This window comes from Streptomyces sp. NBC_01264 (assembly GCF_026340675.1).
In the GTDB taxonomy this organism is placed as follows: Bacteria; Actinomycetota; Actinomycetes; order Streptomycetales; family Streptomycetaceae; genus Streptomyces.
This window is the reverse complement of the sequence record NZ_JAPEOX010000001.1, coordinates 1,539,644-1,565,543: the sequence shown is the minus strand read 5'-3', so window position 1 is coordinate 1,565,543 and position 25,900 is coordinate 1,539,644. Positions and strand designations below refer to the sequence as shown.

At 74.3% G+C, this 25,900-nt stretch carries 24 protein-coding genes; 12 read left to right on the top strand and 12 right to left on the bottom strand.

What is annotated here, in order from left to right:
• Positions 1 to 40 precede the first annotated feature (40 nt).
• The 6 genes from OG435_RS07060 to OG435_RS07035 form a co-directional block, all read right to left on the bottom strand.
• Positions 41 to 718 (bottom strand): HAD family hydrolase, encoded by a 678-nt coding sequence (locus tag OG435_RS07060; RefSeq protein ID WP_266875963.1) that lies wholly within the window; start codon positions 716 to 718, stop codon positions 41 to 43.
• Positions 719 to 779: 61 nt separating this feature from the next.
• Positions 780 to 1,259, bottom strand: coding sequence for an Lrp/AsnC family transcriptional regulator (locus OG435_RS07055; RefSeq protein WP_249764881.1), 480 nt, complete (start codon positions 1,257 to 1,259; stop codon positions 780 to 782).
• A 27-nt stretch (positions 1,260 to 1,286) separates the two neighbouring features.
• The gene (locus tag OG435_RS07050) at positions 1,287 to 2,024 is read right to left on the bottom strand and encodes a DUF1295 domain-containing protein (RefSeq protein WP_266881558.1); all 738 of its coding nucleotides are present in this window, start codon (positions 2,022 to 2,024) and stop codon (positions 1,287 to 1,289) included.
• A gap of 56 nt (positions 2,025 to 2,080) precedes the next feature.
• Positions 2,081 to 3,349, bottom strand: a complete 1,269-nt coding sequence (locus tag OG435_RS07045; protein WP_266875962.1) for an SAM-dependent methyltransferase — start codon at positions 3,347 to 3,349, stop codon at positions 2,081 to 2,083.
• The gene (locus OG435_RS07040; RefSeq protein WP_430625594.1) at positions 3,346 to 4,158 is read right to left on the bottom strand and encodes a DUF1365 domain-containing protein; all 813 of its coding nucleotides are present in this window, start codon (positions 4,156 to 4,158) and stop codon (positions 3,346 to 3,348) included. The genes OG435_RS07045 and OG435_RS07040 overlap by 4 nt, the downstream gene beginning before the upstream one ends.
• Positions 4,155 to 5,447 carry an NAD(P)/FAD-dependent oxidoreductase gene (locus OG435_RS07035; protein ID WP_266875961.1) on the bottom strand — a complete coding sequence of 431 codons (1,293 nt, stop codon included), beginning with the start codon at positions 5,445 to 5,447 and terminating at the stop codon, positions 4,155 to 4,157. Before OG435_RS07035 ends, OG435_RS07040 begins: the two co-directional genes overlap by 4 nt.
• A gap of 177 nt (positions 5,448 to 5,624) precedes the next feature.
• Here OG435_RS07035 and OG435_RS07030 point away from each other — a divergent pair, with 177 nt between their 5' ends.
• The 3 genes from OG435_RS07030 to OG435_RS07020 all read left to right on the top strand — a co-directional run bounded on the left by OG435_RS07030 (position 5,625) and on the right by OG435_RS07020 (position 9,847).
• Positions 5,625 to 7,139: an SDR family oxidoreductase gene (locus OG435_RS07030; RefSeq protein ID WP_266875960.1), complete on the top strand. Its 1,515-nt coding sequence runs from the start codon at positions 5,625 to 5,627 to the stop codon at positions 7,137 to 7,139.
• Positions 7,140 to 7,346: 207 nt separating this feature from the next.
• Positions 7,347 to 8,741: a cryptochrome/photolyase family protein gene (locus OG435_RS07025; RefSeq protein WP_266875959.1), complete on the top strand. Its 1,395-nt coding sequence runs from the start codon at positions 7,347 to 7,349 to the stop codon at positions 8,739 to 8,741.
• Between the two features lie 35 nt (positions 8,742 to 8,776).
• A complete protein-coding gene (locus OG435_RS07020; RefSeq protein ID WP_266875958.1) occupies positions 8,777 to 9,847 on the top strand; it encodes a MerR family transcriptional regulator in 1,071 nt (356 codons plus the stop codon).
• Here OG435_RS07020 and OG435_RS07015 read toward each other — a convergent pair.
• Together OG435_RS07015 and OG435_RS07010 are read right to left on the bottom strand one after the other, a co-directional pair.
• The gene (locus OG435_RS07015; RefSeq protein WP_266875957.1) at positions 9,747 to 10,334 is read right to left on the bottom strand and encodes an RNA polymerase sigma factor; all 588 of its coding nucleotides are present in this window, start codon (positions 10,332 to 10,334) and stop codon (positions 9,747 to 9,749) included. The genes OG435_RS07020 and OG435_RS07015 overlap by 101 nt on opposite strands.
• Before the next feature lie 80 nt (positions 10,335 to 10,414).
• On the bottom strand, positions 10,415 to 11,140 hold the full coding sequence (locus OG435_RS07010) for a YoaK family protein (RefSeq protein ID WP_266875956.1): 726 nt from the start codon (positions 11,138 to 11,140) through the stop codon (positions 10,415 to 10,417).
• A 70-nt stretch (positions 11,141 to 11,210) separates the two neighbouring features.
• On the opposite strand from OG435_RS07010, the gene OG435_RS07005 reads away from it, so the two are divergent.
• The 6 genes from OG435_RS07005 to OG435_RS06980 all read left to right on the top strand — a co-directional run bounded on the left by OG435_RS07005 (position 11,211) and on the right by OG435_RS06980 (position 18,499).
• Complete coding sequence (locus OG435_RS07005) at positions 11,211 to 11,912, top strand: histidine phosphatase family protein (protein WP_430625593.1); 702 nt, start codon at positions 11,211 to 11,213, stop codon at positions 11,910 to 11,912.
• An 83-nt stretch (positions 11,913 to 11,995) separates the two neighbouring features.
• Positions 11,996 to 13,597: an APC family permease gene (locus tag OG435_RS07000; RefSeq protein ID WP_266875955.1), complete on the top strand. Its 1,602-nt coding sequence runs from the start codon at positions 11,996 to 11,998 to the stop codon at positions 13,595 to 13,597.
• A gap of 50 nt (positions 13,598 to 13,647) precedes the next feature.
• Positions 13,648 to 14,076: a universal stress protein gene (locus tag OG435_RS06995; protein ID WP_266875954.1), complete on the top strand. Its 429-nt coding sequence runs from the start codon at positions 13,648 to 13,650 to the stop codon at positions 14,074 to 14,076.
• Positions 14,077 to 14,389: 313 nt separating this feature from the next.
• Entirely contained in the window at positions 14,390 to 15,913 is a 1,524-nt protein-coding gene (locus OG435_RS06990; RefSeq protein WP_266881556.1) for an FUSC family protein, read from the top strand.
• A 267-nt stretch (positions 15,914 to 16,180) separates the two neighbouring features.
• A complete protein-coding gene (locus OG435_RS06985; protein ID WP_266875953.1) occupies positions 16,181 to 17,329 on the top strand; it encodes a nitric oxide synthase oxygenase in 1,149 nt (382 codons plus the stop codon).
• Between the two features lie 81 nt (positions 17,330 to 17,410).
• A complete protein-coding gene (locus tag OG435_RS06980) occupies positions 17,411 to 18,499 on the top strand; it encodes a lactonase family protein (RefSeq protein ID WP_430625592.1) in 1,089 nt (362 codons plus the stop codon).
• Between the two features lie 103 nt (positions 18,500 to 18,602).
• Here OG435_RS06980 and OG435_RS06975 read toward each other — a convergent pair whose 3' ends face one another.
• The 3 genes from OG435_RS06975 to OG435_RS06965 all read right to left on the bottom strand — a co-directional run bounded on the left by OG435_RS06975 (position 18,603) and on the right by OG435_RS06965 (position 21,057).
• On the bottom strand, positions 18,603 to 19,517 hold the full coding sequence (locus OG435_RS06975) for a sirohydrochlorin chelatase (RefSeq protein ID WP_266875952.1): 915 nt from the start codon (positions 19,515 to 19,517) through the stop codon (positions 18,603 to 18,605).
• A 132-nt stretch (positions 19,518 to 19,649) separates the two neighbouring features.
• Positions 19,650 to 20,336 carry a uracil-DNA glycosylase gene (locus tag OG435_RS06970; RefSeq protein WP_254381347.1) on the bottom strand — a complete coding sequence of 229 codons (687 nt, stop codon included), beginning with the start codon at positions 20,334 to 20,336 and terminating at the stop codon, positions 19,650 to 19,652.
• Positions 20,337 to 20,412: 76 nt separating this feature from the next.
• On the bottom strand, positions 20,413 to 21,057 hold the full coding sequence (locus OG435_RS06965; RefSeq protein ID WP_266875951.1) for a dihydrofolate reductase family protein: 645 nt from the start codon (positions 21,055 to 21,057) through the stop codon (positions 20,413 to 20,415).
• Between the two features lie 216 nt (positions 21,058 to 21,273).
• Between OG435_RS06965 and OG435_RS06960 the strand changes: the two genes are divergently transcribed.
• Positions 21,274 to 22,896, top strand: a complete 1,623-nt coding sequence (locus tag OG435_RS06960) for a vWA domain-containing protein (protein ID WP_266875950.1) — start codon at positions 21,274 to 21,276, stop codon at positions 22,894 to 22,896.
• 47 nt (positions 22,897 to 22,943) lie between these two features.
• Here the strand turns inward: OG435_RS06960 and OG435_RS06955 are convergent, their stop codons facing one another.
• The gene (locus tag OG435_RS06955) at positions 22,944 to 24,035 is read right to left on the bottom strand and encodes a WD40/YVTN/BNR-like repeat-containing protein (RefSeq protein ID WP_266875949.1); all 1,092 of its coding nucleotides are present in this window, start codon (positions 24,033 to 24,035) and stop codon (positions 22,944 to 22,946) included.
• A 226-nt stretch (positions 24,036 to 24,261) separates the two neighbouring features.
• On the opposite strand from OG435_RS06955, the gene OG435_RS06950 reads away from it, so the two are divergent.
• Entirely contained in the window at positions 24,262 to 25,362 is a 1,101-nt protein-coding gene (locus OG435_RS06950; protein WP_266875947.1) for an NADH:flavin oxidoreductase/NADH oxidase, read from the top strand.
• Positions 25,363 to 25,485: 123 nt separating this feature from the next.
• Positions 25,486 to 25,833: an ArsR/SmtB family transcription factor gene (locus OG435_RS06945; protein ID WP_266875945.1), complete on the top strand. Its 348-nt coding sequence runs from the start codon at positions 25,486 to 25,488 to the stop codon at positions 25,831 to 25,833.
• Positions 25,834 to 25,900 lie beyond the last annotated feature (67 nt).

The window sequence follows — 25,900 nt, the reverse complement described above, 5'->3', positions numbered from 1 at the left end:
GCCGCCGCGTTGGTGCGGCGGGTCCGGGGTCCGGGAGGGTTCAGGCCGCCTGCGCGGTGGTGAGCCAGGTGTAGGCGCTCTCCGCGCTGAACTCCGTCTGCCCGGAGGGGAAGAGCAGCCCGGCCGCCGCGAAGGCCGGGTCGTCGGCCATGGCCGCCACGTACGGGATCGCCACGCACCGCATGCCCGCCGCGTGCGCGGCCAGCGCTCCCGGCGCCGCGTCCTCGACGACCACGCAGTCGGCGGGCTCCGCGCCCAGCCGCCGTGCCGCCTCCAGGAACACGTCCGGGGCGGGCTTGCCCTGCGCGACCTCCTCGGCGGAGACCACCGTCGTCAGCAGCGCGTCCAGCCCGGTGCCCGCCAGGACCGCGTCGATCGCCTCGAGCGAGGAACCCGAGGCCACCGCCATCGGGACGCCCTCGGAGTGCAGCCGCCGCACGAACGCGCGCATCTCGGGGTAGGCCTCGGTGTGGGTCCGGGCCAGCTCCAGATAGGCGGCGTTCTGCTCGGCGAGCAACTGCTCCACCGGGGTCGTGATGCCGTACTCGTCCCGGAGGATCTCCAGGGTTTCCAGCGTGCCGATGCCGATGTACCGGGCGTGCTGCTCCCAGGTGAAATCGGGGACGCCGTGGCGCTCCAGGGTGCGCCGTCCGGACTCGTAGTAGTTCGGCTCGCTGTCCACGAGGGTGCCGTCGAGATCGAATATGACGGAGATCATCCGTTGTGCCCGTCCTGCCGGTGCCTGTCTTCTTCCTGTCCGTACCATCTTGTCAGTATTTTCAGGGCTTCCGTGCCGCTCGTCCCACGGACTCGACCAGGGGCAGGAGCCGGTGCGCCACCCGCTCGCGCAGCGCGACCTCGGTACGGGTGCGCACCACCCCGGGCAGCCGGATCAGCCGTTGGATGACGTCCTCCAGATGCGCGTTGTCCCGCGCGGCCACCCGGGTCAGCAGGTCCCCGCCGCCGGTGATGGAGAAGGCCTCGATGATCTCCGGTACGGAGGCCAGCGCGTCGCCGACCTCGTCCAGGTGCCCCTGGGTGACCTCGATGTGCACGAAGGCCAGGACGGGATGTCCGAGGGCGGCGGGGGAGAGCACGGGCCCGGTCCCGGTGATCACCCCGGTACGCTCCAGCCGGTCGAGCCGGGCCTGGAGGGTGCCGCGCGCGACGCCGAGGATCCGGGCGTACTCCCGGACGCTGGTACGCGGCTGCTCGATCAGCAGGCGCAGGATCCGTGTGTCGAGCTCGTCCACCGCCATGCCGCGACTGTACCAACGTGTACCGCGTCAAACCCGCTCTGACCTGCGGTGGCGCCGCGGCGGCCGGGGCAGGAATCCGCTGGTGCGGGCCCGGTACGCGGCGTAGCCGGGGCGCTCCGCCATGTGCCGCTCCAGCAGCCGCTTCCCGCTGCCGCCGATCAGCAGGTACGACATCACCAGCGGGGAGACCACCGACACCGCCACCGCCGCGCCCGAGGTCCAGGCGGTCAGCGACAGCCCCCACCACACGCAGAAGTCGCCGAAGTAGTTCGGGTGCCGGGTCCAGGACCACAGGCCCCGGTCCATGATCCGCCCCCGGTTCGCGGGATCGGCCTTGAAGCGGGCCAGCTGGTGGTCGCCGACCCCCTCGAAGAGCAGCCCGCCCAGCCACAGCGCGGCGCCCGCCACGGCCAGGGCCCCGGGGCGCCCGGTCGCGTACGCCGCCGCCTGTACGGGCAGCGAGACCAGCCAGACCAGGCCCGCCTGGAGCAGGTAGACCATGCGCAGCGCGTACGCGTTCCGGTTGCCCGGGGCCTTCGCGAGCATCCGCTCGTAGCGCGGGTCCTCGCCGTGTCCCCGGCCCCGCCACGCGATGTGCCCGGCCAGCCGCAGGCCCCACACCACCGACAGGGCGGCCGGCAGCGGGTGCCGGCCGCCCGACTGCGCGTACGTGGCCACGGCGACGGCGACGAAGCCCAGGCCCCAGGCCACGTCCACCCCGCGGTGCCTGCCCAGCCGGACCCCGACGGCGAAGGCGGCCAGCATGACGGCGAGGGCCGCCCCCGCCGAGACGGCCAGGTTGAGCCCGAAGCCGCTCCAGTTCACCGGGGGCCACCGCCCGCCGCGAGCCCCCCGGCCGCGAGCCCCTCCGGGGCCGTGCGCGTCAGCAGGAACTGGTGCACGTCGAGGTAGCCGGAGGCGAAACCGGCCTCGCAGTAGGCCAGGTAGAAGGTCCACATCCGGCGGAACGTCGCGTCGAAGCCCAGCTCCGCCACCCGGTCGGCCCGCTCGGCGAAGCGTTCCCGCCACAGCCGCAGCGTCTGCGCGTAGTGGGCCCCGTAGGCCTCGGAGCGGGTCACGCGCAGCCCGGTGTGCGAGCGCGCCATCTCCTCCACCGCCCGCACCGACGGCAGCATGCCGCCGGGGAAGATGTACTTGTGGATCCAGGTGTACGTGTCCCTGGTGGCGAGCATCCGCTCGTGCGGCATGGTGATCGCCTGGAGCGCGACCCGCCCGCCCGGCGCCAGCAGCCGGTCCAGCGTGGCGAAGTACACCGGCCAGTACTCGGCGCCGACCGCCTCGATCATCTCGACGCTCACGATGGCGTCGTAACTGCCCTCGGCCTCCCGGTAGTCGCACAGCCGCACCTCGACGCGGTCGGACAGCCCGGCGGCCGCGATCCGGCGCAGGGCCAGCTCCCGCTGCTCCCGCGACAGGGTCAGGGTGACCACGTGGGCACCGCGCTGGGCGGCCCGTACGGCCAGCTCGCCCCAGCCCGTGCCGATCTCCAGCAGCCGGGTGCCGGGACCGGTCCCCGCCAGGTCCAGCAGCATGTCGATCTTGCGGTGCTGGGCCTCGGCGAGCTGCTCCGGGCCGGCGGGCAGGGTGCGGAACACCGCCGAGGAGTAGGTCATCGTCGGATCGAGGAACTCCGCGAACAGCTCGTTCGACAGGTCGTAGTGGCGCCGGACGTTCGTCCTCGAGCCGTCCGGGGTGTTGCGCTCCGAGGCCGGGTGCCGGGAGGCCCACAGGCCGCGCAGCCGCTGGAGCGGGGCCGGGACCAGCCCCGTCACGTGCCCGGCCAGCACCGTCAGGACGGCGACCGGGTCGCGCGCGTCCCATTCCCCGGCCAGGTACGACTCGCCGAAGCCGATCAGCCCCTCGGCGGCGATCCGGCGTTCGAAGGCGTCCGGGTCGTACACCGCCATCGCGGGGCCGCCCCGCCCCAGGGTCCCGTCGGGGCCCATCCGGACCTGGAGCGGCAGCCGGTCCAGGGCCCGGCGGATCAGCAGCCGCCCGACGGCGGCCCTGGCCCGGGAGCAGGGCGGCACGGCCGGGGCGGCGGTGTTGGTGGTGGTCGACGTGCTCACTTCAGGCCCTCCTGGGGTACGTGGACGGGGCGCGGCCGGACGGGCAGCCCGCGCAGCCACAGCCGGACGCCGTGGAAGCGGATGCCGGCGCTGACGGCGGCGGTGGACCAGGGCCGGCGCAGCGCGGCGCGCAGCAGTCCGCGGGCGCCGGCGGGGCGGCGTTCGCCGCGGACGGTCGCGGTCAGGCGGGCACCGTCCGTCCCGCCGGCCAGCCGGACGGTCAGGGTCAGGTGTTCGCCCGGTTCGGGCAGCTGCATGCGGTAGGCCCCTTCCACGGAGAGGAAGGGGGAGACGTAGAACTCCTTGGGGACCGGGGACACGCCGAGGTCACCAAGGGCGCCGCGGTCGTCCCGGGCGGTCTCCGGAGGAAGCAGGTAGCAGTGCCGTTCGCCGTACGTGTTGTGCACCTCGGCGACCACCTGGCGCAGGGAGCCGTCCGGGCCGTGGCACCAGTACACGGTCAGCGGGTTGAAGACGTGGCCGAGCACCCGGGCGTGCGCCAGCATCAACACCCGTGACCCCGGGGGGAGTCCGGATCCGCGCGCCGCGAGGAAGGCGTCGAGTCCGGCCCGGATCGAGGGGGCGCCGCCGCCGAAGTGGTCACGCGCCTCGAACCGGGCGAGCGGCCGCAACGGCCGGGGCAGGCGCGGGAGTCGGTCGAGGTCCACCAGCCACAGGTACGTGCGGTGCCGCAGCCGGTAGCGGCTCCCGCCCGACCGGACGTGCCGGATGTCGGCCAGGTAGAGGCGGGGCTCGGTCGGGTAGAGGCGGGGCTCGGTCGGGCCGGGCCCCGGCGGGCCGTGGTTCACCACGTCACCCCCAGCGCGGCGGCCGCCGCCACGCCCGAGCGGCAGCCGTCCTCGTGGAACCCCCACCCGTGGTAGGCCCCGGCGAAGGCCGTCACCGGCCCCGACAGGGCCGGCAGGAGCCGCTGGGCCGCCACCGACTCCGTGGTGTAGACGGGGTGTTCGTACTCCATCTCCGCCAGGACCGAATCGGGCCGCACCGCCCCGTCCGCGTTCAGCGTGACCACGTACGGCTCGGGCCCGTCCAGTCCCTGGAGCCGGTTCATGTCGTAGCTGACCCGTACGTGCGCGTCGGACGGGCGGCACCCCGACAGCCGGTAGTTCCAGCAGCCCCGGGCGCCGGGGGTGCGCGGCAGCACCGAGGTGTCGGTGTGCAGCACGGTCCGGTTGCGGGAGTACCGGAAGGCGCCGAGCGCGGCGCGTTCCGCGTCCGTTGGATCGGCCAGCAGGCGCAGCGCCTGATCGGCGTGGACGGCGACGACCACCGCGTCGTAGAGGTCGGTGGCCCCGCCGGCGGTGGTGACCGACACGCCCCGCGGGGAGCGCGCGAGGGCCCGTACGGGGGTGGCCAGGTACACGGCGTCCAGCCGTTCGCGGACCCGCTCCACGTAGCGCGCCGAGCCGCCCTCGACCGTACGCCAGTTCGGCGAGCCGCCGACCGACAGCATGCCGTGGTGCTCCAGGAACCGGAACAGGTACCGGGCCGGATAGCCGAGCGCCGTGTCCGGCGGGCAGGACCACACCGAGGCGACCAGCGGGATCGCGAAGTGCGCGGTGAAGTACGCCCCGAAACGGCCCCGTTCCAGGAACTCGGCCAGGGTCGTCTCCGACGGGCCCGAGCCGGTGCGGGCGTCGGTGGCCAGCAGCCGCCTGGCCCGCCGGTGGAACGCCGGGATCCGCGCCAGCATCCGCAGGTACTGCGGGTTCACGGCGGACCGGCGCCGGGCGAACAGCCCGCGCGGCCCGCGGGCGCCCGCGTACTCCAGCCCGCACCCCTCGCAGTGGACCGACAGGCTCATCGTCGTCGGCCGGGTGGCCACCCCCAGCTCGCCGAATAGGCGTAGCAGCTGGGGATAGGTGCGGTCGTTGTGGACGATGAACCCCGAATCCACCGATCGGACCACCCCGTCCGGACCCTTCAGCTCGTGCGTGTGCGCGTGCCCGCCCAGCCGGTCGTCCGCCTCGTACAAGGTCACCTCGTGCGAGCGCGCCAGGACGTACGCCGCCGTCAGCCCCGACACGCCCCCGCCGATCACGGCCGTCCTCGGGCGCGGCGCCCCTCGTTCGGTCATCGTGTTCCTCTCTGCTCGCCCCGTCATCCGGTGCACCCCCTCACCCCCACTTCGGAGCCGAGGGGGGTCCTGGATGTGCCGTACGGGGGATTCCCGCATCCGATCCGGCGCGCCGCCGGGAAACGGAGGCAGGGGGCAGGGGTACCGAAGGACAGGGCGCGAGGAGCGGAGAGAGCCATGACGGGCAAGAACTGCCTGGTCACCGGGGCGACCGGATACATCGGCGGACGCCTCGTACCCGACCTCCTGGACGCCGGGCACCGGGTCCGCTGCCTGGCCCGCACCCCGGAAAAACTGCGCGACCATCCCTGGGCCGGGGCCGCCGAGATCGTCCGGGGAGACGTCACCGACCCGCCGTCCCTCGCGGGGGCGATGGACGGCATCGACGTCGCCTACTACCTCGTGCACTCCCTCGGCACCGGATCCCGCTTCGAGGAACGCGACCGGGACGCCGCCCGGGCGTTCGCGGACGCGGCCCGCGCCGCCGGCGTCGGCCGCATCGTCTACCTCGGCGGCCTCACCCCCTCGGACATCCCGCCGCACGCCCTCTCACCGCACCTGCGCTCCCGCGCCGAGGTCGGGGAGATCTTCCTCGCCGGGGCCGTTCCGGCCACCGTGCTGCGCGCCGCCGTGGTCATCGGGTCCGGCTCCGCGTCCTTCGAGATGCTGCGCTACCTGACCGAACGCCTGCCCGTCATGGTCACCCCCAGCTGGGTCGGCACCCGCTGCCAGCCGATCGCCGTCCGCGACGTCCTGCGCTACCTCCTCGGCAGCGCGGGCATGCCGCCCGAGGTGAACCGGGCCTTCGACATCGGCGGGCCCGACGTGCTCACGTACGAGGAGATGATGCGCCGCTACGCGGCCGTCGCGGGGCTCCCCGCCCGCCTCATCCTGCGGGTGCCGATGCTCACCCCGAGACTGTCCAGCCACTGGATCGGCCTGGTCACCCCCGTGCCGAGGGCGCTGGCGCGTCCGCTCGCCGAATCCCTGCGGCACGAGGTGGTGTGCGCGGAGCACGACATCGCCGTCCACGTCCCGGACCTGCCCGGCGCGCCCATCGGCTTCGACGAGGCCCTCGCCCTGGCCCTCCGGCGGATCCGCGAGGCCCGGGTGACCACCCGCTGGTCCTCCGCCTCCCTCCCGGGGGCGCCGAGCGACCCGCTGCCCACCGACCCCGACTGGGCGGGCGGCAGCCTCTACACCGACCGCCGGGAGCTGACGGTCGAAGCCCCGGCCGCGGCGCTCTGGCAGGTGGTGGAGGGCATCGGCGGGGAGAACGGCTGGTACTCCTTCCCGCTGGCCTGGGCCGTACGCGGCTGGCTGGACCGGCTCGTCGGCGGAGTCGGCATCCGCCGCGGCCGCCGGGACGCGGCGCGGCTGCGGGTGGGGGACTCGCTGGACTTCTGGCGGGTGGAGGAGATCGAACCGGGCCGGCTGCTGCGGCTGCGCGCCGAGATGCGGCTGCCGGGGCTCGCCTGGCTGGAACTGCACGCCGATCCGCCGGCCCCGGGGGAATCCGGATCCCGCTACCGGCAGCGGGCACTGTTCCATCCGCACGGCCTGCTCGGCCACTTGTACTGGTGGAGCGTGTCGCCGTTCCACGCCGTCGTCTTCGGCGGCATGGCACGCAACATCGCCCGAGCGGCGGAGCGAGCGGACGCCTCCGGCGGAGCCGACGGTGGTGCGGCGTAGCCCCGTGGGCGGGGGCGGCGCCCGCCGCCTCGAGCCCCGTACGCCCCCCGGGCCCCAGGCCGTCCCTCGGCGGCCGTGGCGGGGCAGGGGGGCGGCCCCGGAGGGCCTTCGGCGCCGCGCGGCAGCGCCATCGCATCCGGGAGGGGGGTCGGTGGCGAAGTACCTCGTGACAGTCCCTCCCCACATCCCCCACGCGGAGCGAAACCCATGAACGTCGCGGTGGTGCTGTACACCTCCGACCTCCGGCTGCACGACCATCCGCCGCTGCGGGCGGCCCTGTCCTCCTCCGGGCAGGTCGTGCCGCTCTTCGTGCGTGACCCGGCGGTCGCCGCCCCGCCCAACCGGCTCGCCTTCCTCGCCGACTGTCTCGCCGGACTCGACGCCGGGCTGCGCTCCCGCGGTGGCCGGCTCGTCGTGCGGTCCGGCGACCCGGTCGCGGCGACCATGGCGGTCGTACGGGAGGCCGACGCCGACGAGGTGCACATGGCGGCCGGGGTCAGCGCCTACGCCCACGCGCGGGAGGAGCGCCTGCGCGAGGCACTCGAAGCCGAGGGACGGCGGTTCCACGTCCACGACGCGGTGATCACCGCGGTCGCCCCCGGGGCCGTCACCCCCACCGGGTCCGGCGCCGACCACTTCGCCGTCTTCACCCCGTACCACCGCCACTGGTCCGAGCACCCCCTGCGGGCCGCCGCACCCGCGCCCCGCGCCGTCCCGGTGCCCGACGCGATCCACTCCGAGCCCCTGCCCGAGCGCGCCGCCGTCACCGGCACCTCCCCGGGGCTCGCCCCCGGCGGCGAGCCCGAGGCGCGCCGGCTGCTGGCCCGGTGGCTGCGCTCGGGCATCGAGCGCTACGCCGAGACCCACGACGACCTGGCCGGCGACGCCACCTCCCGGCTCTCCCCGCACCTGCACTTCGGCACGCTCTCGCCCACCGAGGCCGTCCACCGGGCCCGCGCAGCCGGTGGCCCCGGCCCCGGTGGTCCCGGTGCGGAGGCCTTCGTACGGCAGCTGTGCTGGCGCGACTTCCACCACCAGGTGCTCGCCGCCAGGCCGGCCGCCGCCGCCGCGGACTACCGGGACCGCGGCGACCGCTGGCGCACCGGACCCGCCGCCGAGGAGGAGATCCGGGCCTGGAAGGAGGGCCGCACCGGCTACCCGGTCGTGGACGCGGCCATGCGCCAACTGGCCCACGAGGGCTGGATGCACAACCGCGGCCGACTGCTGGTGGCGAGCTTCCTCACCAAGACCCTGTACGTCGACTGGCGCGTCGGAGCCCGCCACTTCATGGACCTCCTCGTCGACGGGGACCTCGCCAACAACCAGCTCAACTGGCAGTGGGCGGCGGGCACGGGCACCGACACCCGCCCCAACCGGGTCCTCAACCCGGTGCGTCAGGGCCTGCGTTACGACCCCGACGGCGGCTACGTCCACCGCTGGGTCCCCGAACTGGCCGGACTCCCGGCGCCGCGCGTGCACGAGCCCTGGCGGCTCCCCGGCCTGGAACGGGCCGCCTACGACTACCCCGACCCGGTGGTCGGCCTCGCCGACGGGCTGGACCGCTTCCGCCGGGGCCGCGATGCGGGACAGGGATCCGAGTGACCCTCGGCCGCCCCGCCGCGCCGTACGGTGGAACGGTGGAGTCCGGACCCTCGCAGCCCCCGCCGGCGCAGCAGCCCCCGCCCGTCGCCCTCGGCACGGGGGCGGTCGCCCGGCGCCTCGGGGTCTCACCGACCACGCTGCGCTCCTGGGAGCGCCGCTACGCCATCGGCCCGGACCGCCGCGAAGCGGGCCGGCACCGGCGCTGGACCCCCGAGGACATCGCCCGGCTGGAACTGATGTGCCGGCTCACCGCCCAGGGCGCACCCCCGTCGGAAGCCGCCCGGGTGGCCCGCGGAGTCGCCCCGGACGGCCCGCCCGCAGCCGCTCCCGCCGCCCCGGCCCCCGGAGGGCCCCGCGCGCTGCGCCTCGGGGACGTCCGCCCGGAGTGCAGGGGGCTCGCGCGGGCCGCCGTAAGACTGGACGCGCCGGCCGTGGAGGACCTGCTGGCGTCCGTGCTCGCGGAACTGGGCCCGGTCACCGCCTGGGAAGAGGTCATCGCGCCGACCCTGCACGCCGTGGGCCGCAAGTGGGCTTCGGCGGGGGAGCGTTACGTCGAGGTCGAGCACCTCCTGTCCTGGTACGTCTCCGCGGCCCTGCACCGGATCCGGCCCGCCCCGGACGCGCTCCCCGCCCCGGGGCCGGTGCCCGCCCCGCCCGTGCTGCTGGCCTGCACTCCCGGGGAGCAACACAGCCTGCCGATGGAGGCGTTGGCCGCCGCCCTCGGTGAACGGGCCCTGCCGGTGCGGATGTTCGGTGCGGCCCTGCCCGCCGACGCCCTGTGCGAGGCCGTCCGGCGCACGGGTCCGCGGGCCGTCGTCCTGTGGGCGCAGTCCCGCACCACCGCTGACGCCGCACTGGCCAGTGCGGTGGCGGGCATCGAGTGGGGGCCGCGCGGTGCTCGCGGCCACTCGGCGCTGCTGCTCGCCGGACCCGGCTGGGGATCCGGGGCCGCGGCCCCGCCCGCCCGCGCCGAGCGGCTGTTCGGGCTCCGCTCGGGGCTGGCCGTCATCGAATCGGTTGTGGCACCCGGTGCTCCGGGGAATGCGCGAGGGAAGGCTCCAGGGACTGCCGCAGGACGTGCAGCGCCCGCCTCATGTGGCTCTTGACGGTGCCCAGCGGGAGCCCGGTGCGGTCCGCGATCTGCGACTGGGTCAGGTCGGCGTAGAAGGCCAGCCGCAGCACCCGCTGCTGCGCCGATGGCAGCCGGGCCAGCTCGCCGAGCAGCAGGACCCGTTCCACGGCCCGTTCCGGTCCCGGCTCCGGTTCCGGCCGGACCTGGGTGCACACCCGCGCGGCGGCCAGGGCCGCCCGGGCCCGCCGGGTGCGGGCCTCCAGGGCGTCGGCCACCTTGTGCCGGGTGATGCCGGTAAGCCAGGCCCCGAGGCCGCCCGGCCCGGGCCGGTACCCGCCGCGGCCCCGCCATGCGGCGAGGAAGACCTGCTGGGTCACGTCCTCGGCCTCCCGCTCGTCGCCGAGCGCGCGCCGCGCGAGCGCGTGCACCAGCGGCCGCCAGCGCCGGTAGACCGCCGCCACGCACTCCTCGTCGCCCGCCGCGAAACCCGCCGCCAGCCGCGCGCCGTCCTGGTCGTCCATGCCCCGAGCCTCGCGGGAACGGCACCCGCAGCCAACTTGCACCGTTTCCGCAGCGTTTTCTCCCGGCTGGAGGAGACCACCTAGCCCGACGGCTCCCCGCCGGGGTGCATCAGCGGCTGGGTCAGGTACACCAGCGCCACCGCCAGGACCAGTACGGCGGCCGGCAGCAGCAGCCACCCCACCGGCCAGCCGGTCCGTACGAGCAGGGCTCCGGCCAGTCCGCCCGCGAACATCGCGCCGACCGACCAGGCCCGCCGCACCCAGGCCTCGGTCCCGTACCCGAAGGCCCGGTCCTGCCCGATGACCGAGCCGCCGAGGAAGGAGGTCAGCGAGCGGGTCACCAGGGTGGTCGGCACCCCGGCCAGGTTCACCCGCAGGCTCGTCACGTTCCGGATCCCCATCGCCAGCGACAGGGCCGCGGAGACCAGCAGCTGCCGGGCGCCAGGAGCTCCGTAGCGAGGCGCCAACCCCCATCCGGCGGCGGCGGCCGCCAGGACCAGCACGGCCTCGGCCGACAGTCCGGTCACGAACCAGCGCCGGCCCCGGCTCTCCACGAAGGCCTCCAGCCGGGCCCCGCACGCCACCCCCAGGGCGAACGCAGACAGCGAGACGGCGGGCGCCAGCGAGGGCACCGGGCCCGCGTGGGCCACGCCGAAGGCCAGGAACAGCACGTTGCCCGTCTGCATCGCGGTGAAGACGGGCCCCAGCGCCAGCAGGCTGACCGCCTCGGTCAGCCCGGTCACCACGGTCAGGACCAGCAGCAGGAGGGGCAGCGCGGGCCGCGTCGTACGGGAACCGGGGCTCATGAGCCCCGACACTGACAGATCCGGCCCGCTCGTCCGGCGCTGACATGCCGCAGGGACTAGGGTCCGGAGAGTGAGTGATCTGCTGCTGGTGAGGCATGGCGAGACCGCCTGGAGCGCGACCGGGCGGCACACCGGGCGCACCGACGTCCCGCTGACCCCGCACGGGGTCGAAGAGGCCATCTCGCTCTTCGCGTACTTCCGGGACAAGCACCCGGCCCTGGTGCTGACCAGCCCGCTCCGCCGGGCCGCCGCCACGGCCGAGCTCGCCGGCCTGAGCGGTGGCGTCACGGACCCCGACCTGTACGAGTGGGACTACGGCGGCTACGAGGGCGTCACCACCGCGGACATCCAGCGCGAGCGCCCCGACTGGTCCCTGTGGACCGACGGGGTACCGCCCGGGGACGCGGAGCACCCCGGCGAGAACGCCGCCCAGGTCGGCGCCCGCGCGGACCGGGTGCTGGCCCGGGTGGCCGGGGTACTGGCCGAGGACCGGGGCAATGTCGTCCTGGTCGCCCACGGGCACCTGCTGCGCGTACTGACCGCCCGCTACCTCGGTCTGCCGCCCGAGGCCGGACGGCTCTTCATGCTCCGGACGGGGACCTTCAGCGCCCTGTCCACGGAGCACGGCCTGCCGGTCATCGCGAGCTGGAACTCCCGCCCCTGGGGCGTGAGGCCCCCGGGGACACCGACCCCGGATGCACCGGGCACACCGACCCCCGGCACACCGACACGGGGAACGGCCGTCCCCGAAGCGGAACGCCCGCCTCAGTAGTAGGGCCGAGCACTCCCGCCGCCCACTCCGACCCCGCCCCGCCCCGCCTCGCGCGCGGCCGCCGTCTGCGTGACGATGCGTACATGGCCCACGATGGCTCGGACGGCGATCCCCCTGAGCCCCCGGAACCGGCACCGGACCGGGAACCGGGGTCCAGTACGGCCACGGACCCCGCGGCGGAGGCGGAACCCGGGCTCAAGGCCAACGCGATCGGCTTCCTCGACGCGCTCGTCATCGGCCTGAACTCGACCTCGCCCGCCTACTCCCTGGCCGCGGTCATCGGGCCGATCGTCGCGCTCGCCGGCATCTACGCCCCCGGCGTCATGCTGGCCTCCTTCGTCCCCATGCTGCTGATCGCCGCCGCCTTCTACTACCTCAACAAGGTCGACCAGGACTGCGGAACCACCTTCTCCTGGGTGACGCGCGCCATGGGCCCCTGGGCCGGCTGGCTCGGCGGCTGGGCCATCGCGATGACCGGAGTCCTCGTCATCGGTTCCCTGGCCGACGTGGCCGTCCACTTCGGACTGCTCGCCGCCGGACTCGACGGCTGGGCGGCGAACGAGGCACTGCGCCAGAGCCTGACCGTCGTCGTGATCCTGGCCATGACCGCCGTCTGCGTCATCGGCACCGAGATGTCGGCGCGGCTCCAGGACGTCCTGATCCTCGCCCAGGTCTTCTTCCTGCTGGCCTTCGCCGTGGTCGCCCTCTACCGCGTCTACGCCGGCACCAGCAGCCTCGACGGCACCAGACCCGCGCTCGAGTGGCTCAACCCCTTCGGCGCCGGCGGCGCCGCCCTCACCGGCGGACTGCTGCTCGGCGTGTTCATCTACTGGGGCTGGGAGTCGGCGGTCAACCTCACCGAGGAGGTCGAGAACTCGGCCACCGCACCCGGCAAGGCCGGCATCTGGTCCACCGTCGTCCTGCTGGTCACGTACCTGTCCGTCGGCTTCGCGGTCGTCGGCTACGCCGGGACGGAGTTCCTCGCCGCGAACGCCGGCGAGGAGGAGGCCGTCTTCGCGGTCCTCGCCCACGAGGTCATGGGCGGCTGGGACTGGATGGTCCTGCTCGCCGTCTGCACCTCCGCCCTCGCCTCCACCCAGACCACGATCATCCCCGCCTCCCGTACCGCCCTGTCCATGGCCCGCCGGCACGCGCTGCCGCCGAAGCTCTCGCACATCCACCCCCGGTTCCGGACCCCGGACGTGAGCACCTGGTGGGTGGCCGGCATCGCCATCGTCTGGTACCTGGCTGTCAACCAGATCAGCGAGAACGCCCTCCTGGACTCCCTGACCGCCCTGTCCCTGCTGATCTCCTTCTACTACGCGCTCACCGGCCTGGCCTGCGCCGTGTACTACCGGCGCCACCTGCTGGAGAGCGTGCACAACTTCCTGCTGATCGGGCTCGGCCCGGTGGTCGGCGCCGGCCTGCTGGCCTGGCTGCTCGTGCAGTCGGTCGGCGACATGTCCGACCCGGAGAACTCGGCCGGCGGCGTCTCCTGGTTCGGACTCGGCCCGCCGCTGGTCATCGGGATCGGCATCGCCGTCGTCGGCGTGCTCGTCATGTGCTTCTGGCGGATCAGGGACGGCCGCTTCTGGCAGGAGCGCCGCGGCGTCGCCGACCCGGCCCTGGTGCACGCGGTCAGGAAGCCCCCGCCCGGTTCTCCGCGCAGCTCCCCGCCCAGCTGAAACCACCGAACAGCCCCGCAGCACCGACCGGAAGCCGGAGAGGAGCCCCGATGTCCGTCGTCCTCGGGTACGACGAGTCGCCCGGCGCCGAGCGCGCCCTGCGCGTGGCCCTGGAGGTGGCCGCCGCCTTCGGCGAGCCGCTCGTCCTCGTCTACGGGGCCGCCGCCCCGGGCCCTACCGGCGAGGAGTACCGCGCGCACCGGGAGGCCGTACGGGAGGCCGGCCGCAGTGCGCTCGCCCGGGCGGTGGAGGCCGCCGACGAGGCGGGGGTGCCGTCCACGATCGAGGTGGCCGACGCGAAACCGGCCCAGGCGCTGCTCGACGCCGCCGAACGGCACGACGCCCGGGTGATCATCGTGGGGAGCTGGGGCGACAGCCCGATCCGCGGGGCCCTGCTCGGATCCACCCCGCACAAACTCCTGCACCTCTCCCCGGTCCCGGTCCTGTGCGTCCCGACGGAGCACGCTCCGGGGGACTGACCCGCCGACCGCGCGCCGGGACCCGAACGCCGCTCCGCCGCCGCGCGGGTCCGTTGGTCTCTCCGTGGCCGAAGATCGCCGCCCATTGCTGTACCAATGGCCCACCCACGGCGGTCCGACTTGAGCCATTGCCCCTGCGGATGCTTATCTGTGTCCTATCCATGTATCTACGGCGCCACGCAGCGCCGGACGGCAACGAGGCCGCTCCGGACCGTGGCGCCTTCGCCGTGCCCGTGCACCGCCCACCACCCCCGGGCGGCCACGGGTCCGGCGTGCTCCATCGCAAGGGGGGCGGCACACCGCCGTGAAGAGGATGTTCGTGGCTCCGGATCCGGGGCGGGCAAGACTCAGGAACGCGTTGCGGGCCGTCATCGGCATCGGGCTCGCGGTGGCCGTGGCCGAGCTCTGCGGGCTCTCGCTCGTCGCGTCGATCACCGGGGGACTGGCGGCGCTGCTCGCCCTCTTCACGGTGACCGACTCGACCGTGCGCGCCCAGCGGGTGACCACCGCCCTGCTGCCGGCCGCAGGTTTCCCCGTACTGGCCCTGGCCACCGCCCTGCACGGCGTACCGCTCGCCCGCGACGCGGTGTTCGTCGCCGTGGTGTTCGCCGGCGTCTACGCCCGCAGGTGGGGGGTGCGCGGTCACGCCCTGGGGATTTTCGCGTTCATGAACTTCTTCGTCACGCAGTTCCTGCACGCCCGGCCCGCGCAGCTGCCCGAGCTCTACGCGGCCGTCGGACTGGCCCTCCTCTCGGCCGGCGCCGTGCGGTTCGTGCTCTGGCCGATCGAGCGCCGCGTACCGCCCGCCGCCGTACCGCCCGCCGCGCCCGGGACCGGGCTGGCCCGGCCGACCACCCGCCAGGCCTTCCAGGCCACCGCCGCCTGCGCGGTCGCGCTGGGCATCGGCCAGGTCCTGTCGGAGGACCGCTGGTACTGGGCGGTCGGTACCGCCTGGTGGATCTTCGTCAACACCGCCTCGCGCGGCGAGACCCTGGTCCGCGGCTTCCGCCGGGTCCTCGGCACGGCGTTCGGGATCGGCGCGGGCCTGCTGATCGCCATCCCGCTGAACGGGGCGCCGGCGCCCACGGCCGCCCTCGTGGCGCTCTGCGTCTTCGGGATCTTCTACACCGCCGCCGTGTCCTACAGCTGGATGATGCTGGCCGTGACGGTGATGGCCGGCCTGCTCTACGGACTGCTGGGCGTTCTCGATCCGGGTCTGCTCGTCCTGCGCCTGGAGCAGACGGCCGTCGGCGCGGTGTGCGCCGGGCTGGCCGTGATCCTGGTCCTCCCGGTGACCACCCACGCGACCAACGACATGTGGATCCAGCGCGCCCTGCGCTGCGTGCGCACCTGCACGGCCGAGGCCGCGGCCCGGCTCGCCGGCTCACCGGTCGCCGACCCCGCGCCGCACGCCGCGCAGCTGGAGCTGTTCCTGGGCCGGGTACGGCTCTCCCTGGCTCCCCTCGTCCACCCGCTGAGCCCCTACCGGGGCCGCAAGGCCAGGGCCCGCCGGGTGCTCGCCCTGCTCGACGAGTGCGCCGTGGAGGTCCGCGGTCTGGTCTCGGTGGCGGCGGACCCGGACGCGAGCCACGACGCCCGGCTCGCGGCGGCGTGCTGGCGCGTGGAGGCCGCCGTGGAAGCCCTGCTGACGCCGGAGGAGGCCCCTGAAGCGGACCGCGGTACGGAGTCGGGGCGTCGGGCGGCCGCGCCGGCGGCGAACCCGGCGCGGGCCGCCGCGGAGCCCGCGCTGGCGCACCTGCACGGGCTGGAGCGGCTCCTCGCGCAGCTCGACGGACCTCTACGCACCGCGTCACGCGCCCCGCTGGTGGGCGCCTGACCCGGGCGCGATCCGCGGACGGGGCGCGCGCCCGCGCACTCCGGCGTTCGCTCCGGTGTTGCCGCGGATGGTACGTCCGCCCAACTCCCGTCCGCAGGCCGATCGATGAAGATCACACGGAGGAGTGTTCCGGGCGCGCCTTCCGCACGCCGCTGACCTGCGACGTGTACAACGGGTGATTGTTCATTGCACATTCATCCGGCATGGCGCCGCTTCACGGCGCGCGGGGTGGACCTGGTCGGATCGGACAGGGGGTAACCGCCCGGAATGGAAATACTTCAACAGCGTTCCAGCACCGCTCAGGTGTGGGAAGCGGCCGAGGAGTTCATCCGACTGTTCCACAGGGAGAACCCGGAGGCCGGTGATCCGCGCGAGCGGCTCGCCGCCGTACGGGCCGAGCTCGCCGAGACGGACACGTACCGGCACACTCCCGAGGAACTGGAGCACGGCGCCCGCGTCGCGTGGCGCAACAGCAACCGCTGCATAGGCAGGCTGTACTGGAACTCGCTCCGCGTCCGCGACCGCCGCGGCCTCACCGACGCCGACGGGATCGCCGAGGAGTGCTTCGAGCACCTGCGCGAGGCCACCAACGGCGGCCGGGTCCGGCCCACCATCACGGTCTTCGCCCCCGACACCCCGGACCGCCCCGGCCCGGTCATCTGGAGCGAACAGCTCGTCCGGTACGCCGGCTACGGCGACCACCACTCGATAACCGTCGGCGACGCCCGCAACGCCGAACTCACGAGCGCGCTGCTCGCACTGGGCTGGTCCCGCGGCCCCGGCACCCCCTTCGACCTCCTTCCGCTGGTCGTGCAGGGGGTCGACGACAAACCCCGCTGGTTCGACGTCCCCCCGGACGCCGTCCTGGAGGTGCCCATCGAGCACCCCGACGGAGCGGCGGGCGGTGACGGCTGGTCGGACTGGGGCCTGCGCTGGCACGCCGTCCCCGCGATCTCCAACATGTGCCTGGAGATCGGCGGCATCCACTACCCGGCGGCCCCCTTCAACGGCTGGTACATGGGCACCGAGATCGGCGCCCGCAACCTCGCCGACACCGACCGCTACAACCTGCTGCCCGCGGTCGCCCGCCGCATGGGCCTCGACACCGCCAGCGACCGTTCCCTCTGGAAGGACCGCGCGCTCGTCGAGCTCAACCGGGCGGTGCTGCACTCCTTCGACCGCGCCAAGGTCACCATCGCCGACCACCACACGGAGTCCCGGCGCTTCCTGACCCACCTGGAGAAGGAGGAGCGCAAGGGCCGTGACGTGGGCGCGGACTGGTCCTGGATCGTGCCGCCCATCTCCGGGTCGGCGACCCCGGTCTTCCACCGGACCTACGAGGACCGGTCGAGCTCGACGGCCTACGTCCACCACCCCGGCGCCCAGGAACGTGCCCAGGGACGGGATTTGGTCTAGACCTTCTGTTATCGTCGGTCACAGGGGGTACCTCCCAGCGTTAGCTGGGGGAGGATCCGGAACGGCGGAGAGGGGCCTCCCGTGGGCGACGCGGACAGTGGTGTGGACGGTACGGACCGTACGGTCCACAGCGGCGGACACCTGGCCTGGATCGGCTCGTTCACCTCGGGGGGCGGCCGCGGTGTCATCACCGCGGCCGTGGATCCGGTCACGGGAGCGCTGACCCCGCTCTCCGCGACGGACGCCGTCGCGGACCCCTCGTACCTGGCCCACGATCCCGCAACCGGCGTGCTGTACGCCGTGAGCGAGACCGGGCAGGGCGCCGCGGGCGCCTTCCGGACCGGCAGCGCGGGGCTCGTCCCCCTCGGCGCGGCCGTCCGCGTCGGCGGCTCCGGTCCCACCCACCTCAGCCTGGCCGGGCGCCGGCTGCTGACCGCCAACTACACCTCCGGCAGCGTCAGCAGCCTCCCGCTCGCCGCCGACGGCTCGATCGGGGAGCCCGCCGCCGTACTGGCCCACCAAGGCTCCGGCCCCGACTCCGGCCGGCAGAAGGGCCCGCACGCCCACCAGGTGGTGCCCGCCCCCGGTGGCCGCTGGGTGCTCAGCGTCGATCTCGGCACCGATTCGGTACGGGTCTGCGCGCTCGACCCCACCACCGGAGCCCCGGTCCTGCACGCCGAGACCGCGCTGCGCGCCGGGACCGGCCCCCGGCACCTCGCCTTCCACCCCTCCGGCGAGGTGGTCTACGTATTGCACGAGCTGGAGCCGCAGCTGACCGTCTGCCGCTGGAACGGGGAGGCGGGTGAGCTGGAACCGGTCGGCGAGGTTCCGGTCGCTTCCACGGGCGCTCCAGGGGCCCCGACGGCCTACCCCTCGGCCGTCGTGGCCTCCGTCGACGGCCGTTTCGTCTGGGCGGCCGTCCGCGGAACCGACACGATCGTCACCCTCTCCCTCGCCGACGGTGCGGAGAAGCCGCAGCTCACGGGCGCCGTGCCGTGCGGGGGCAATTGGCCGCGCGATCTCGCCGCCGATCCGTCGGGGCGCAGGCTGTACGCGGCCAACGAGCGCTCCGGCGACGTCACCTGGTTCGACGTCGATCCGCTGAGCGGCGCACCGCGCCGGGCCGGCTCGGTGGCCGCGCCGGCCGCCACCTGCGTGGTCTTCGGCTGACACCCGGGCCGCCGCCGTACGCACGAGGGCCCGCGCCCCGGCTCGTTCGATTCGGAACGGTCCGTGGCGCGGGCCCTCGTGCGTACGGCATGAGCCGGGGAGGTCAGTGGGCGGCGGCGCCCTGGGTGATCCCGAGGGCGGCGGAGTACTGCGCGACGGCCAGCTTGCCGAGCGCGGGGTACGCGCCGAGCACGTCGGCGGCGCTGCAGCCGGCCTCCTTGCAGGCGGTGTCGAGGAGCCCCTCGGCGGCCTCCGGGCCCACCAGGTACGGGGCCAGCGCGAGCTGCGTCGAACCCTCGCGGCGGAGCTGGTCGGCGATGGCGGCCACCGAACCCTCCTCGTCCAGCGCGGCGGCCATCACCGGCACCGCGAGACGGGCGGCCAGCAGCATGCCGGTGATGCCCGCGGCCTGCACGGCCTCCTCGCCGCCGGTGGTGGCCAGGACGATGCCGTCGGCGGCCGTGGTCACGCTGAAGAGCCTGGCCCGATCGGCGCGGGCGAGACCGGCCTCGGACAGCCGCACGTGCAGCCCCTCGGCGAGCAGCGGGTGCGGACCCAGCGGGTCGGCGAGCTCGGCGGCGGCCGAGGAGTCCATCAGGGCCTGGCGCATGCGGCGCAGCAGATCCCCGTCGGGGCCGGCCAGCAGGGGCACGACCACGGCGTCCGGGCCGGTCGGCGCGGGCACCTCCTGCCCGGCGGCGCGGGCGGACTCCGCGCGTGCCGCGCGGTCACGGGCGACGGTGGTCAGCACACCCGCCAGGGACGGGAACTCGGTGGCGTCGTCACCGTCGAGGAAACCGACCCGGGCGTCCAGGCCGGGCAGCTCGGAGCGGCCGATGCTGATGATCTCTTCCGCGAGCCCCCGCGAGGCGGCCGAGGGGGCACCGGGCACGGCGAGCACCAGCGCGGGCGCGCCCTCGGGCGCCACCGCGGGCTCGGGCCGGCGGTGCCGTCCGGTCTGGCGGGGTCGCGGCATTCGTACGGGCAGGCCATTTGCGGGCCCAGTGGGGGAGCTCATGGCGCCGCATGCTACTGGTTTATCGAAACCGGGTGTTCGGGCAGGGCCTTCTCCGGCGGCATCTGTCCGTATTTATCCGGTGAATGTCAGATACGGTTCCGCTCTCCGCTCACCGGCCGGTCTCCCGGCCGCTCACCCCGCGGCGGGAAGCCGCCAGTCCACGGGCTGCGCGCCCTGGCGGACCAGCAGGTCGTTGGTCCTGCTGAACGGCCTCGAGCCGAAGAACCCGTTGTCCGCGGACATCGGGGAGGGGTGCACCGATTCCACGGCCGGCAGATCGCCCAGCAGCGGCCGGAGGTTGCGCGCCTCGCGCCCCCACAACACCGACACCAGGGGCTTGCCGCGGGCCGCGAGCGCGCGGATGGCCTGCTCGGTCACCGCCTCCCAGCCCTTGCCGCGATGGGCGTTGGGCTTGCGCGGGGCGGTGGTGAGCGAGCGGTTCAACAGCAGGACGCCCTGCCGGGTCCACGGGGTCAGATCCCCGTTCCGGGGCCGTCCCGTACCGAGATCGGCGTGCAGTTCGCGGAAGATGTTGTCGAGGCTCGGGGGCCACGGGCTGACTTCGGGGGCCACGGAGAAGGACAGGCCGATCGCGTGCCCCGGCGTCGGGTACGGATCCTGCCCGACGATCAGCACCTTCACCTCGTCGAAGGGCTGTTGGAACGCGCGCAGCACGTTCGCCCCCGCGGGTACGTAGGTCCTGCCCGCCGCGATCTCCGCGCGCAGGAAGTCGCCCATCGCGGCGATCTGCGCCGCCACCGGCTCCAGAGCCCGGGCCCAGCCCGGCTCGACGATCTCGTTCAACGGTCGTGCTGCCACGGTGGATCACTCTACTGGCCCAGTCCGCCGCCCGGTGCCACCCCTCGTGGGACGGGCCCGTGGGGCCGGGGCGGCCTCAGGTGCTGTTCTCGACGCCGCGGCCGGGGGCGCTCATGTCGCCCGTCGCGGGAGTGCCGCCGGCGAGCCCGTAGCGCAGGTGCACCGTGCCCTTGGCGCCGGTGGCCGGGGGCGCGAGCAGCGTGAGGTTGGTGGGCACGGCGCCGTCGTCGAACACCTTCTTCCCGACGCCGAGCACGATCGGGTGCACCCAGAGGCCGAGGCGGTCGAAGAGCTTCTCGCGCAGGAGGGTCTGCACGAGGTTCAGGCTCCCGACGACCTTCACGTGCTCGTGCCGGTCGCGGATCTCGCGCACCGCGCCGGCGAGGTCCGGGCCGAGGTGGGTGGACCCCTCCCACGAGAGGTCGGGCCTGCCGCGGGAGGCCACGTACTTCGGGACTCCGTTGAAGAGCGTGGCGATCTCGCCGTCCTCGCCGCCCTTCTGGTGGGGCCAGTAGGCGGCGAAGATCTCGTACGTCCGCCGGCCGAGCAGCAGGGCGTCCGTGCCCTCGTACGCGGCCGCGATCTGCGCCCCGGTGACCTCGTCCAGCAGGGGCGCCTGCCAGCCGCCGAACGGGAACCCCACCGGGTCCTCGTCGGGACCGCCGGGCGCCTGCCCGACGAGGTCGAGGGTCGCGAACAGCTCGATGTGGATGAGGCCCATGGCGTACTCCCGGGTGAGTCGTATGTCTCCTTACAAGGGATAGACCGTCCGGTGTCCGAAAACTCATCGCCACGACGGGCACGACGGGCACGACGGAGCGCCTCCTTCCGGCGGGTGCCCGTTGTCGCTTCGATACCTGTTCGCAACTGGTTCGATTGCTCCGACTCCTCGTCCCGGACGTCACATTCAACACCGATGACGTTCGAGGGAGACGGTATGGAGCCCCATGAGGACCGCACGCCCGCCACGCGCGCCACGCCCGGCACGCCCCGTACACCCGGCACGCCCCGCAGGGGCCGCCCGGTCCGGCGGAGAGCCCACGGGAGACTGGCCGCCGCGCTCCTCGTCGGCGGCCTCCTGCTGACCGGCTGCGGAAGCGGCGGCGCGGACCGCAGCGCCGGGGAGTGGAACGGCGGCGACGCCGGGCCGCGGCCGTCCGCCTCCCGCCCCGGAACGCAGGCCACGGAAGGGGAGAGCGACGGGCGGCGCCCCACCGGACCGCCCCCGGACTACCTCTCCACCTTCGCGCTCGACGTGGACACCGCCAGCTACGGGTACGCCCGCCGCACCCTCGCGGACGGCAATCTCCCCGACCCCGCCACCGTGCGCCCCGAGGAGTTCGTCAACAGCTTCCGGCAGGACTACCGGGAGCCCGACGGCGACGGCTTCTCCGTCACCGTGGACGGAGCCCGCACCGCCGAGCCGAACTGGTCGCTGGTCCGCGTCGGCCTCGCCACCCGGGTCGGCAACGGCGGCGCGGACGGCGCCGAGGCCCGCCCGCCCGCGGCGCTCACCTTCGTCGTGGACGTCTCCGGTTCCATGGCCGAGCCGGGCCGCCTCGACCTCGTCCGCAGCTCCATGGGCCTGATGACCGACGAGCTCCGCGAAGACGACTCGGTCGCCGTCGTCACCTTCAGCGGCACGGCCGAGACGCGGCTGCCGATGACCCGTCTCGCGGGCAACCGCGACCGCATCCACGAGGTGATCTCCGCACTGCGCACCGACAATTCGACCAATGTGGAGGCCGGGGTCACCCGCGGGTACGAGGTCGCGGTCGAGTCGCTGCGCACCGGGGCCACCAACCGGGTCGTCCTGCTCTCCGACGCACTGGCCAACAGCGGCGCCACCTCCGCCGACACCATCCTGGACCGGATCGGCGAGGCCCGGAAGAAGCACGGGATCACCCTGTTCGGCGTGGGCGTGGGCAGCGAGTACAACGACGCCTTCATGGAACAGCTCGCCGACCGGGGCGACGGGCACACCACCTACGTCTCCGACAAGGAGGGCGCCCGCAAGGTGTTCTGCCAGGACCTCCCGGCGCAGGTGCAGCTGCGGGCCCGCGACGCGAAGGCACAGGTCGCCTTCGATCCCGGGACCGTCGAAAAGTTCCGGCTGATCGGCTACGACGACCGCCGCGTCGCCGACGGCGACTTCAGGAACAACGACGTGGACGGGGGAGAGGTCGGCTCCGGCCACTCCGTGACCGCCCTGTACGCGGTACGGCTGCGCCCCGGCGCGACCGGACACCTGGCGACGGCGACCGTGCGCTGGCTGGACCCGCGCACCCGGGCCCCACACGAGGAGTCCGGCCGGATCGAGGCGGCGGCCCTGTCCGGCGACGTGTGGAGCGCGGCGTCCCCGCGGTTCCAGGTCACCGCGGTGGCCGCCTACTTCGCCTCCGCCCTGCGTGAGCGCGACGGCGGCTGGGAGCGGGTGCCGGGCGCCGTACCGCTGGGGAGCCTGGCCGGGCACGCCGACCGGCTGGCCGGGAGCACCGAGGACCCGGCCGTACGCCAGCTGGCGCAGGCCGTGCACCAGGCCCGCGGCCTCACCGGCTGAGCCCCGGACGCGGGCAGGGGGACCGGTACCGGTACGGGCCGTCGTGGTCAGCCGCCCAGCACGGCGGCCCGTACGCACAGGACGTCGGGGAGGTGCTCGGCCAGCAACTGCCAGCTGTCCCCGTCGTCATGGCTGGCGTACAGCTCGCCGTTGCGGTTGCCGAAGTAGATCCCGGCCGGGTCCGCGTCGTCCGTGCACAGGGCGTCCCGCAGCACCGTGCCGTAGTGGTCCCCGGCCGGCAGGCCCTTCGTCAGGGGTTCCCAGGTCGCGCCCGCGTCCCGGGTGCGGAAGACCCGGCAGCGGTGCTCCGCCGGGACGCGGTCGATGTCGGCGTTGAGCGGGAAGACGTAGGCGGTGCCTGGCCGGTGCGGGTGGGCGGCCACCGAGAAGCCGAAGTCGGACGGCAGACCGGAGCCGATGTCCGTCCAGTTGGTGCCGGCGTCGTCGCTGCGGTACACGCCCCAGTGGTTCTGCAGGTACAGCCGGTCGGTGTCGCCCGCGTCCTGGGCGATCTTGTGCACGCACTGGCCGAACTCGGGATCCGGATCGGGCAGGAACACCGCCGAGACCCCGTGGTTGGACGGGGCCCAGCTCGCCCCGCCGTCCGTGGTCCGGAACACCCCGGCCGTGGAGACCGCCACCGTGACCAGATCCGGGTCGCCCGGGTCGGTGATCACCGTGTGCAGGCCCTCGCCGCCACCGCCCGGGACCCACTTGTCCCGGGTCGGGTGCTCCCACAGGGGGCGGACCAGCTCGAAGGACTCGCCGCGGTCGGCGGAGCGGAACAGCGCGGCCGGTTCGGTCCCCGCGTAGACCACGCCGGGGGCCTCGGGCCCGGCCGGATGGAGCTGCCAGACCCGTTCCAGGGAGGCTCCGGTGTCCTCGGGGAACTTCACGGCGGCCGCGGCGGGCTCCTGCCAGGTGGCGCCCAGGTCGTCGGAGCTGAAGACGGACGGCCCCCAGTGGGTGCTGTCCCCGGCGACCAGGAGCCGGGGCGCGGCGCCGCGCCGGTCGATGGCGACGGCGGAGACGGCCTGGGCGTTGAAGTGCGGCTCGCCGAACTCCCAGGTACCGCCGGTGCCCCGGCGGCCGATGAACAGTCCTTTGCGGGTTCCCGCGAGCAGTAGCACGTCGGTCATGGCCGACACCTCCGGACGTCTTTGTCCTGCACGGCAGCTTTTCCGCCAGTCTGCACCCGGCCACTGACAGCGGCAGGTCGCCGCGCGCGCCGCCGCGCGTGAGCGGGCTCCACGCCGCGCGGTCATACGAAGGATCTCGTACTACGAGGGATTTCGTAGTACGGTGAATCTCGTACTTAGCGGCGCCGGTTCCCCGGTGCGCTTCCAGTCGCCTCTGGAGACCCTCATGAGTGCTGCCCCCGTTTCCTTCGCCGCGCTGTTCCAGCCGTGGACCATCCGCTCGGTCACCGTCCCGAACCGGGTGTGGATGGCCGCGATGTGCCAGTACAGCGCCGAGCCGTCCGGCCCGGACGCGGGCGTGGCCAACGACTGGCACTTCGCGCACTACGCGGCCCGCGCCACCGGCGGCACCGGCCTGATCATCCAGGAGGCCACGGCCGTCGCCCCCGAGGGGCGGATCTCTCCGTACGACCTCGGCATCTGGAACGACACCCAGGTCGAGGCGCTGGGCCGGATCACCGCCTTCGTCACCGGTCAGGGCGCGGTCCCCGGCATCCAGCTCGCCCACGCCGGCCGCAAGGCCTCCACCGACCGCACCTGGAAGGGCGGGCAGCCCGTCGGCCCCGAGGCGCACGGCTGGCTGCCCAGCGCCCCGAGCCCCGTACCGTTCTCCCCGGACCACCAGGTCCCGCACGAGCTGACGGTCCGGGAGATCAGGGACGTCGTCGAGCAGTTCGCGGCCGCCGCCCGGCGCTCGCTCGCCGCCGGCTACCGGGTCGTCGAGATCCACGGCGCCCACGGGTACCTGATCGGCGAGTTCCTCTCCCCGCACAGCAACAAGCGCACCGACGAGTACGGCGGATCCTTCGAGAACCGCACCCGCCTCGCCCTCGAAGTCACCGACGCCGTACGGGCGGTGTGGCCCGAGGAGCTGCCGCTGTTCTTCCGCGTCTCCGCCACCGACTGGCTGGAGGAGGACGGCTGGACCGCGGACGAGACCGTCCGGCTGGCCGGGCTGCTCCAGGAGCACGGGGTGGACCTCCTCGACGTCTCCACCGGCGGTCTCGCCCCCGGGGTGACGATCCCCGTCGGCCCCGGCTACCAGGTGCCCTTCGCGGCCCGGGTCAAGGCCGAGACCACCCTCCCGGTCGCCGCCGTGGGTCTGATCACCGAGCCGGAGCAGGCCGAGAAGATCCTGGCCAACGGCGAGGCGGACGCCGTCCTGCTGGGCCGGGAGCTGCTGCGCGACCCGTTCTGGGCCCGCCGCGCGGCCGCCGAGCTCGGCGCGGAGATCCGTACGCCCGAGCAGTACCACCGCTCCTGGTGAACCGGTGCGGTGCGGGGACGGGGGTCCCGTACCGCACCGCCGTTCGGCTCCGGTCCTACGATGGTTCTCGTACGATGGGGCACAGCAGGAAGCGCGGCATCACCCAGCGAGTGGAGTACGGACATGACGGAACGTGACGCGGCCCGTGTCCTCGCCCACCCCGAGGCCGCCGAGATCCGGCTCGAAGGGGTCCTGCACGCCCTCTCCGACCCGGTCAGGCTCTCCATCGTCCGCGATCTCGCGGCCACGGAGGCCGAACTGGCCTGCTCGTACTTCGAGCTCCCGGTCACCAAGTCCACGACCACGCACCACTTCCGGGTCCTGCGCGAGAGCGGTGTCGTGCGCCAGTGCTACCGCGGCACGGCCAAGATGAACGGGCTGCGCCGTGCCGAGCTGGCCGAGCTGTTCCCCGGGCTCCTCGACGGGGTCCTGGCCGCGGCCGCCGCCGAGCAGGCGCGCGACGGCGGCTGAGACGGGGCTGATGCGGGCGGCCGCGGGCGGCCCTTGGTAACCATGGGGTAGCCCTGGGGGGCCTGGA